9 protein-coding genes are annotated in these 8,666 nt (G+C 73.0%); 2 read left to right on the top strand and 7 right to left on the bottom strand.

The features are described from left to right. A partial coding sequence (locus ADK86_RS11705; RefSeq protein ID WP_234345817.1) for an Ig-like domain-containing protein occupies positions 1-636 on the bottom strand: 636 nt, incomplete at its 3' end. Between the two features lie 99 nt (positions 637-735). Then, a complete protein-coding gene (locus ADK86_RS11700) occupies positions 736-1,956 on the bottom strand; it encodes a CaiB/BaiF CoA transferase family protein (protein ID WP_053696534.1) in 1,221 nt (406 codons plus the stop codon). Between the two features lie 277 nt (positions 1,957-2,233). Here ADK86_RS11700 and ADK86_RS11695 point away from each other — a divergent pair, with 277 nt between their 5' ends. Next, positions 2,234-2,518 (top strand): hypothetical protein, encoded by a 285-nt coding sequence (locus tag ADK86_RS11695; RefSeq protein WP_030370877.1) that lies wholly within the window; start codon positions 2,234-2,236, stop codon positions 2,516-2,518. Positions 2,519-2,553: 35 nt separating this feature from the next. Here ADK86_RS11695 and ADK86_RS11690 read toward each other — a convergent pair whose 3' ends face one another. From ADK86_RS11690 to ADK86_RS11675, 4 genes are all read right to left on the bottom strand, one after another. After that, the gene (locus tag ADK86_RS11690) at positions 2,554-3,165 is read right to left on the bottom strand and encodes a Yip1 family protein (RefSeq protein ID WP_234345816.1); all 612 of its coding nucleotides are present in this window, start codon (positions 3,163-3,165) and stop codon (positions 2,554-2,556) included. A gap of 61 nt (positions 3,166-3,226) precedes the next feature. Continuing rightward, the gene (locus tag ADK86_RS11685) at positions 3,227-4,393 is read right to left on the bottom strand and encodes a P1 family peptidase (protein ID WP_078952004.1); all 1,167 of its coding nucleotides are present in this window, start codon (positions 4,391-4,393) and stop codon (positions 3,227-3,229) included. A 133-nt stretch (positions 4,394-4,526) separates the two neighbouring features. Continuing rightward, positions 4,527-5,339 (bottom strand): L,D-transpeptidase family protein, encoded by an 813-nt coding sequence (locus ADK86_RS11680; protein ID WP_053696533.1) that lies wholly within the window; start codon positions 5,337-5,339, stop codon positions 4,527-4,529. A 209-nt stretch (positions 5,340-5,548) separates the two neighbouring features. Further along, on the bottom strand, positions 5,549-6,700 hold the full coding sequence (locus tag ADK86_RS11675) for a low temperature requirement protein A (protein WP_053696532.1): 1,152 nt from the start codon (positions 6,698-6,700) through the stop codon (positions 5,549-5,551). A 321-nt stretch (positions 6,701-7,021) separates the two neighbouring features. Between ADK86_RS11675 and ADK86_RS11670 the strand changes: the two genes are divergently transcribed. After that, on the top strand, positions 7,022-8,275 hold the full coding sequence (locus tag ADK86_RS11670) for an amidohydrolase (protein ID WP_053696531.1): 1,254 nt from the start codon (positions 7,022-7,024) through the stop codon (positions 8,273-8,275). On the opposite strand, the gene ADK86_RS11665 is transcribed toward ADK86_RS11670, so the two are convergent. Continuing rightward, the gene (locus ADK86_RS11665; protein WP_053696530.1) at positions 8,235-8,471 is read right to left on the bottom strand and encodes a hypothetical protein; all 237 of its coding nucleotides are present in this window, start codon (positions 8,469-8,471) and stop codon (positions 8,235-8,237) included. The genes ADK86_RS11670 and ADK86_RS11665 overlap by 41 nt on opposite strands. Positions 8,472-8,666: the final 195 nt, after the last annotated feature.

Here is an 8,666-nt window from a genome sequence, read left to right as displayed (position 1 = left end):
CTGCGAGCCGAACCAGTGGCCGACGACCTTCTGGCCGCTGCTGGAGGTCACCGTGATGTGGGACTGGACGTCCTTCTTGTTGGTGATCACCTTGTCGAAATTGAACGACACCGGCATGCCGACGCCGACGGTCTTGCCGCCGTCCGGCGTGTAGGAGCCGATGAAGCTGTTCTTCGAGGAGACGGTGGTGAAGGTGCGGTTCTCGGTGGCGGCCCGGCCCTTGCCGTCCTTGGCGTTGGCGACCAGCTTGTACTTGGTGCCGCGCTCCAGCTGCTTCGACGGCTTCCAGGAGGAACCGTCGGCGGCTATCGAGCCCTTGACCTCGGCGCCGTTGTCCGCCTGCACCAGCTTCACATCGGTGAGCTTGCCGCCGCTGACCTGGACGCCGGTCTCGTTGATGCTGGCGTTGGTGGCGCCGTCCTTCGAGGTGACCGAGATCTTCGCCTCGGAGGCGTCCTTGGCGGCCGCGGCGTCCGCGCCGGCCGCCTGGTCCTTGCCGTCCTTGCCGCCCGCCGAGGCGTCGCCGCCGCAGGCGGACAGGGCCAGGGCGCCGGCGGCGAGGAGGGAGGCCGCCGCGAGTCCGCGACGCAGCCGACGGGTGCGGGACGGTGCGGGCGGCGCGGTGTTGTCCGGCATTGTCACGGGCTGCTCCATGCAAGGGTGTTGTGAGTCAGTGCTGGTAAACAGCAACTACGGGCGGGTTTGGTTGCACTCCCGACGTTGGTGTGATGAACGTCACGCCAGGGGTGGCAGGTGTGCTTCGGGCGGGCCGGACAGCCAGGCGCGCAGGGGTTCACCGTGTTCGTCCAGTGCGGGCGGGGCGCACGGTGCGGCGACCGGCGTCGCGGACAGCCGCAGCGGACTGCGCACCTGAGGTATCCGGTCAGCGCCGACCGGCACCACCGGCTCCAGGCCCAGCCGTTCGGCCAGCCGCAGTGCCTCGCCGACGGTGTTGACCGGCCCGCAGGGGACGGATGCTGCGGTCAGCCGCTCGGTCCAGGCGGCGGGCGTGTCCGCCGCCAGCCGCTCCTCCAGCTCCTTGACCAGTTCGGTGCGGTGGCGCACCCGGTCCTGGTTGCGCGCGAAACGCTCGTCGTCGGCGAGTCCGGGCGCGCCCAGCGCGTGCGCCAGCGCGCGGAACTGCCGGTCGTTGCCGACCGCGACGGCCAGCGGCTCGCCGTCCCGGCAGGCCAGCGTCTCGTACGGGGCGATGCTCGGGTGCCGGTTGCCCATCGGGCCCGGGTCGCGGCCGGTGGCCAGCTGCCCGGAGGCCTGGTTGACCAGCGAACCGAGCAGCGACGACAGCAGGTTGACCTCGACGTGCTGGCCCTGCCCCGTACGGTCGCGGTGGCGCAGCGCGGCCAGTACGGCGGTGGTGGCGTCCTTGGCGGTCAGTACGTCGACGAGGGCGACGCCCGCCTTCAGGGGCGGGCCGTCCGGTTCGCCGGTGATGCTCATCAGGCCCCCGACGGCCTGCACGACGAAGTCGTAGCCCGGCAGGTGCGCGCCCGCGCCGGAGCCGAAGCCGGTGATCGAGCAGTGGACCAGGCCGGGGTGGGCGGCGGTGGTCGACGCGGGGTCCAGGCCGTAGCGGGCGAGCGCGCCCGGCCGGAAGTTCTCGATCAGTACGTCGGCCCGGCGGGCCAACTCGCGGGCCGCCGCCGCGTCGCCGGGGTCGGCGAGGTCCAGGGCGAGGCCGCGCTTGGAGCGGTTGGCGGCGTCGAAGTACGCGGCCGTGCCGTCGGCGGCGAAGGGCGGCCCCCAGGAGCGGGTGTCGTCGCCGGTCCCCGGCCGCTCCACCTTGATCACATCGGCGCCCAGGTCGGCCAGCGTGGCGGCGGCCAGCGGCCCGGCCAGGACGCGGCTGAAGTCGGCCACGAGGATGCCCGCCAGGGCCTTGGGGGTGGCGGCTGCGGGGGCGGAGGGGGTGGACGCGGTGGTGGTCGGCTGCGGCACGTGCGTACTCCTCACGTCGCGCGGGCGGTGTGCCGACATGCTGGGGGACGATCTTGGGGGAGGGAAGGGGGCGGTGTCCGGGGCCGGGCCGGTGAGGTGTGGGTGAAGCGTGGGGGCGGCGGGCGGGAGGTGCGCAGGTGTGGGAGAAACATCACTTGTGGGGTGTAAGTCCTTTCAATCCCCTGACGTTGGTCCCTGACATGGTGTCTACTGCTGGAGTCCGCCCCGCCGGGGCCCGTCAGCGGGCCCGGAACCGCGCACCGACCTGGAGGACCGCATGCTCCCCTCCGTCTCGCTCCTCCAGCAGATCGGCCTGGCCATCCTGCTCGCCGTCACCATCGGGTGGGCCGTGAGCCAGGCCCGGATCGTGCGCCGGCACCGCTTCGAGATCCCGGGCGGGAACGGCCCGAGACCGGTGCTCGGCGCGGTGCCCCGGCAGACCGGCCCGGCCGGGCCGCCGTCCGAGCGGGTGGAGCTGAGCGCCGCCGAGCGCGAGGCGTTCGCCGGACTCGTACGGCAGCTGAAGCAGCTGAACGGGGACGAGCGGCCGGAGCGGCACTGAACCGGTGGCCATGAGCGGCGCAGGCCGTCAGGCCGTCACCGCACCGGCCCCAGTTTCAGCAGTGCCAGTGACGCCAGCATCTGTACCGCCACCGCCACCCCCGCCTTGAGGGTGGACAGATGGTGCTGGCCCCGGATGAGCAGTATGGCCAGCAGATAGCCGAAGCCCCAGGTCGTCCACGCGACCGCCTGGACCAGGGTGGAGTTGTGCGGCAGCCAGGTCGCCAGCGCGAGCCGCGGCAGGTCGGTGACCCAGAACAGCACGACGAACAGGCTGACCGTCGGCTCGAACCGGCCGTTCCCGCCGATCGTCCGGGCGATGGCGTGGGTGACCACGCCCAGCGCGAGGCTGGCGACCAGCACCCCCGCCTCCGCGATCGCCGCCATCTGCAGCGCCAGCTGCTGGTCCAGCGCCCACTGCTTGCGGAACGCGTCCACCGACACGATGCCGAGGGCGCCGCTGATCAGGCACAGCAGGACCGCCGCGCTCCAGGCGCTGCGGTCCCGGGCCTCGTCCATCACCTCGACCGGCCGGTACCACAGGCCGAGGACCAGACGGTGCCACCACAGCCGGTGCCGTTTCGGCGGGCCGGGTTTCCTTCCGGTGGGCGGCTGGACGAGCGTGGGGGGAGGCGGCGGCGCGGACATATGGCCCGTTCTACCACCGGAGCCGGGTGGCGGGCTCCGACGGGTGGGAGGCCGGGGGCCGTTACGGGGCCGCGTACAGGTCGCGGTACGACGGGAAGCGACCGCCCGGAGTGTCCACCGTCTCGGCCGCCAGCACGGCCTTGACCACCGCACGGGTCAGCACCTCGGCCCCCGCGGCCAGGAGGTCGTTCAGCGCACCGGTCTCGGCGTGCACCCCGAACGCCGGGCCGGCCGCGGCCTCTTCCGGCACCAGCGGCCGGTCCCCGGTGGCGAGGGCGAAGACGGTGTCGCCGTCGGTGAGCAGATGCGCCGGGCGCACCGCGCGGGCCAGGCCGTCGTGCGCGATGCCCGCGAGCTTCTGGGCCTGGGCACGCGTGAGGACCGCGTCGGTCGCGACGACGGCGAGGGTGGTGTTCAGGGGCGGGCGTACGGAGGTGGCCGAACGTCGCTCGGAAGCGCTACGGGCCTCGGCGAGGCGGCGCCGCGCGGCGGCGTGGACATCGGGGGAGGGCGCGACGGGCATGCCGTGTCCCTCGTCGGCCTGCTCCCCGTACCGCCCGTACAGCACGCCGGTCCGCGGATCGACCACCGAGCCCGCCGCGTTGACGGCCGCCAGCGCGGCGACCGTGACACCCGACGGCAGGACGAGGCTGGTGGTGCCGGTGCCGCCCTTGACGCCGCCGGCCACCGCGCCCGTACCGGCGCCGGTATTGCCCTGGGCGACGGGTGCGCCCGGTTCCGTACTCGCGGCGTCCTCGATGGCGGCGCGGCCGAGCGCGGCGTCCGGGCGGGCCCGCCAGTCGCCGCCCCGGCCCAGGTCGAACAGGGCCGCAGCCGGTACGACGGGCACGACCTGCGCCGGGTCCGGGCCGACGCGGTAGCCGCGGCCCTGTTCCTCCAGCCAGGCCACCGCACCTGACGCGGCGTCCAGTCCGTACGCGCTGCCGCCGGACAGGACGACGGCCTCGATGCGCTGGACCAGATTGCGCGGGTCCAGGGCGTCCGTCTCGCGGGTGCCGGGTCCGCCGCCGCGTACGTCCACGGCGGCGATGACTCCGCCCTCGGGTGCCAGGACGACGGTGGTGCCGGACAGCCACCCGTCGCCGACGCGCTGCGCGTGCCCGACCCGCAGGCCCGTGACATCGGTCAGGGCGTCGCGGGGACCGGGATGGGGCGCCGGGGTACGGGTGCCGGCCGCGTCGCGCGGCTGCTCGGTGTCGTCGGCCATGGCACATGCGTACCACGGGGGATGCGGGGGCGGTACGGGTGTTATGAGCCTCGACGGGCCGTCAGGTGCCGTACGGCGCGGGCGCGGCGATCCCCTTCACGACGCGGGGGCGGCCGGCTGCCTGCCGCCCCCCTCAGTGTCCCGCCGGGCCCATCACGATCACCGGGTGCTGCGCCGGGTCCAGCGTGCGCAGCAGCTCCTGCATCACCTCGGGCTTGAGGCTGATGCAGCCCTGCGTGGGCCCGTCGTGGTCCACGTGCAGCCAGACACCGCCGCCCTTCTGAGCGCCCATCGGACGCCGCTGGTCCAGCGGTGAGGACCCCTTGACCCGGTTGTAGTCGATGGCGATGACGTAGTTGAACGCACCGCCCAGCGGCTCGCCCTCCACGCCGGTGCCGTGCGCGACGAAGCTGTCGTTGCGGTCGTACGGCAGCTTGGTGCCCTCCGGGGGCGCCAGCTTGCCGCCCGCGTCGCTGAGCGTGAAGACACCCTCAGGCGAGCGCAGGTCACCGTAACGGTGGTCCTTGGTCCAGCCGCGGGACGCGTTGTGCGCCGCCCAGCGCGCGCCGGGGCGCCAGTCGTCGGAGTCCTGCGCGCGGGTGTAGAGGACGACGGAGGAGTCGTGCTGGTCCACGCCCTGCCCGGTGACGACGAGCACCTGCCGGGAGTCGGCCGGGATCTGCTTGCGGGTGGCGTCGCTCAGGCCCGGGATCGCGCGCGGCGCGGACGCCTGCGCGTGGCCGGCGGCGGCGTGCGCGGGGACCTCCGGCGCCGAGGGGGCCGGACGGGCCTGCTCGGAGCGGTGGCCGTCGTGGTCGTCGCCCGAGGCGGGCCAGGCCCACAGCGCGGTGCCCACCAGCGTGGTCAGGGCGAGGCCGCTCACCGCCTTGCCGCGACGGGTCATCCTTATTCGCGTACCGCGTTGCTGGGCGTGGCGGGCAGCCATGTTCGTGGCGTCTCCTCGCCCGTCGGCTCCGGGCCGGTGGGCTGTCGTAGGCATAAAACGGGCAATCCGCACCCTACACCGTCCAGGGAAACGCCCCGCCCCGCACCTCGTGTCTTCAAGCGTCACGTCCGGCCAATGGCCGAAAGAAACGGGACCCTTGGCCGGAATGACGGGGTCCTGGGGCCTGGAGGGGTGGAAGTGGCGGCCCGTCAGCTTTCCAGGGCCTGACCCTGCCGCGCCGTCAGCGTCGCCCCCACCGCGACCGTCACCGACCCCATCAGCCCGGCCAGCAGGACCGCGGCGTGCCCCGCGAACGTACAGGCCAGGACCAGTACGGAGGACACCGGCAGCACCAGTTGCTGGGCCAGGTTGCGCTTCTGGTGACGGGAGTGGATCAGCCACACGGTGAACATGAACAGCGCGCCGGGCACGGTCACCGTCGCGGACGCCGCGAACACGGAGAGATGCGCCTTGCCGACCGACTCCTCCACCGCCACCTCGATGCCCGCGCCGATCGCCGCCGCCGAGCCGAGGACCAGGTAGTGGCCGTAACCCCAGACGAACGCCTGCCGGTTCGAGACGAGGTGGAGGTGGATGGGGACCGCGAAGTAGATCCAGTACGCGGCGAAGATCAGCAGCAGACCGCCCGCGGCGATGGGCAGCAGATCGCCCAGCGCGTCCTGCTCGTCCACCGCGGACTGCACCGCCACGGTGGCTGCGGAGACCGTCTCGCCGAGCACGATGATGACGAACAGGCCGTACCGCTCCGCGATGTGGTGCGGGTGCCAGGAGGTCTGGTGGTCGCGCTCGGCCAGCGTGGGTACGGCCATCTCCGCGACCGCCAGCACCACGAACACCCACGGCCGGGCGGCGTCCGGCGACAGCAGCAACACCAGCCAGCCGACCTGGCACAGCGTCACCCCGACGGCGTAGCGCAGCGCGGTGGTCCGTTCCCGGCCGGTGCTGTTGCGCGCGGCCCGCAGCCACTGCGTCACCATCGCGAGCCGCATCACCAGGTAGCCGAACCACACCACCGCGAAGTCGCCGTCGAAGGCCCGCGGCACCCCGGCCGCCAGGATCAGCACGCCCGCGATCTGCACGAGCGTCACCACCCGGTACAGCGCGTCATCGGTGTCGTACGCGGACGAGAACCACGTGAAGTTCACCCAGGCCCAGAAAACCGCGAAGAACAGCATCAGGTAGCCGGTGATGCCGTGCCCCGGATGCCCCTCCGCGAGCGCGTGCACCAACTGCCGTCCGGCCTGCGCGACGGCCACGACGAAGCACAGGTCGAAGAAGAGCTCCAGCGGGGTGGCGGCGCGGTGGCTCTCGGAACGGCCGCGCGCCCGCATGCGGGCCATCACGGGCGGACCGTCCGGTAGCTCCGCTGCGTCCGGTACCTCCGGTGTGTCCAGCGCATCTGGTGCTCCTTGCTCCCGTGCCGTGTCGAGGGCTGCGCCCCAGTACAGCCCGCGTGGCCGGAAAGCCGCCACGAGGCGCGCGGGGCTCTCGCCGGCCGGGGGAACTCACGGCGCGCAAGAGGCGTTTTCTTTAAAGCCTTTAAAGGGGGAGCGAGGGGTGTGCGCCGGCCCGTGCACCGCTGGCGATTCCGGCCTGTGCCGGGCCCGGTGCGACCGGCCCGGGCCTCGTCCGTACGTCCGTTACGTGATCAAATGCTATGTATGAGCGATAGCGCGCGTGACACCGTACTGGCCCCGCTCGACGCCCGCATGGCGGACCTCGAATCCCTCTACGAAGACCTCCACCGGCACCCCGAACTCGGCTTCCAGGAATCCCGTACGTCCGCCGAAGGGGCCCGCCGTCTGACCTCGTACGGCTACGAGGTCACCACCGGCATCGGCCGGACCGGCGTGATCGGCGTGCTGCGCAACGGGCCGGGCCCGGTCGTCCTGCTGCGCGCCGACATGGACGCCCTGCCCGTCACCGAACGCACCGCCCTGCCGTACGCCTCCACCGTCCCCGGCGTCATGCACGCCTGCGGCCACGATGTGCACGTCACCTGCCTGGCGGGCGCCGCCGATCTGCTCGCGGCGGGGCGGGAGCACTGGTCCGGCACGCTGGTGGTGCTCTTCCAGCCCGCCGAGGAGGTCGGCGACGGGGCACGGGCGATGATCGAGGACGGATTGTTCGGGGCGGAGTACAACGGCATTCCCACCCCCGACGTGATGTTCGCCCAGCACGTCGCCCCGTTCGGCGCCGGACTGATCGCGTATGCGCACGACGCCTGTATGGCCGCCTCGGACAGCCTGAAGATCACCTTCCATGGCACCGGCGGCCACGGCTCCCGCCCCGAGACCGCCGTCGACCCGATCCTGATGGCCGCCGCCTTCGTCCAGCGCCTCCAGTCCGTCGTCGCCCGCGAGATCGCGGCCAAGGACCGGGCCGTCGTCACCGTCGGCTCCTTCCAGGCCGGGGACGCCCCCAACGTGATCCCCGACCAGGCGGTGGTGCAACTCAGCGTCCGTACCTTCGACGAGCACATCCGTACCCAGGTGCTGGCGTCCGTCGACCGCATCGCCAAGGCGGAGGCCGCCGCCTCCGGCGCGCCGCGGGAGCCGGAGACGGAGGTGCTGAACACCTTCCCCGTCACCCGCAACGACGACCGGACGCTGGAGCAGGTCAACACGGCCTTCACCGACCACTTCGGCGCACCGCGGCTGTTCGCCTACGAACCGGCCGCCGGCAGCGAGGACGCCGGCCTGATCGCCACGGCCGCCGACGCGCCGCTCTACTACTGGTGGCTCGGCGGCTGGCACCCCGACGAGTTCCGCACCGCCATGGCCTCCGGCCGCCTCGCCCAGGACATCCCCTCGAACCACTCACCGCACTTCGCGCCGGTGAAGCAGCCGACGCTGACCATGGGGGTGGAGGCTCTCACCGTGGCGGCGCTGAGCCATTTGAAGGCCGGCCGGTGAGTCCGGGGTCCGGCCGTACGTAGGCGACGGCCGCCTGGATCGCCAGCGCCACGGCCACCGTGGGGGCGATGCTCCAGGGCAGCACTCCGGCGATGGCCAGGGCGGCGCACAGAGGGACGGTGAGGAGGGTGGGGAGGACGGAGGAGAGGGCCAGGCGGGCGCGGTGACGCGGGGTCAGGTGGTACGGGTGGGGCATGGGTGGTCCTTTGTGTGAGGTGGGCCGGGGGTGTGGGTGGTGCCGTCGGGTTCCGTACGGGCCCGGTCGAGGTAATCCGCCAGCTCACGCCAGGCATCGGTCGCTGAGCCGGAGCCGGAGCCGGGCGTGGGGCTGGGGCTTGAGCTGGGGCTGGGACCGACTCCGGGCCCGGAACCTGATCCGCCGATCCCACCC

This window comes from Streptomyces sp. NRRL F-5755 (genome assembly GCF_001279365.1).
GTDB lineage: Bacteria > Actinomycetota > Actinomycetes > Streptomycetales > Streptomycetaceae > Streptomyces > Streptomyces rimosus.
The sequence above is the reverse complement of the archived record's forward strand: the minus strand, read 5'-3'. Positions and strand labels throughout refer to the sequence as shown.

Bases quoted from the DNA above. Each gene is read 5' to 3' on its own strand.
- ADK86_RS11680 (WP_053696533.1), bottom strand. From the start codon at position 5,339: ATGGCTGCCCGCCACGCCCAGCAACGCGGTACGCGAATAAGGATGACC.
- ADK86_RS11695 (WP_030370877.1), top strand. From the start codon at position 2,234: ATGCTCCCCTCCGTCTCGCTCCTCCAGCAGATCGGCCTGGCCATCCTG.
- ADK86_RS11670 (WP_053696531.1), top strand. From the start codon at position 7,022: ATGAGCGATAGCGCGCGTGACACCGTACTGGCCCCGCTCGACGCCCGC.
- ADK86_RS11685 (WP_078952004.1), bottom strand. From the start codon at position 4,393: ATGGCCGACGACACCGAGCAGCCGCGCGACGCGGCCGGCACCCGTACC.
- ADK86_RS11675 (WP_053696532.1), bottom strand. From the start codon at position 6,700: ATGGCCCGCATGCGGGCGCGCGGCCGTTCCGAGAGCCACCGCGCCGCC.
- ADK86_RS11665 (WP_053696530.1), bottom strand. From the start codon at position 8,471: ATGCCCCACCCGTACCACCTGACCCCGCGTCACCGCGCCCGCCTGGCC.
- ADK86_RS11690 (WP_234345816.1), bottom strand. From the start codon at position 3,165: ATGTCCGCGCCGCCGCCTCCCCCCACGCTCGTCCAGCCGCCCACCGGA.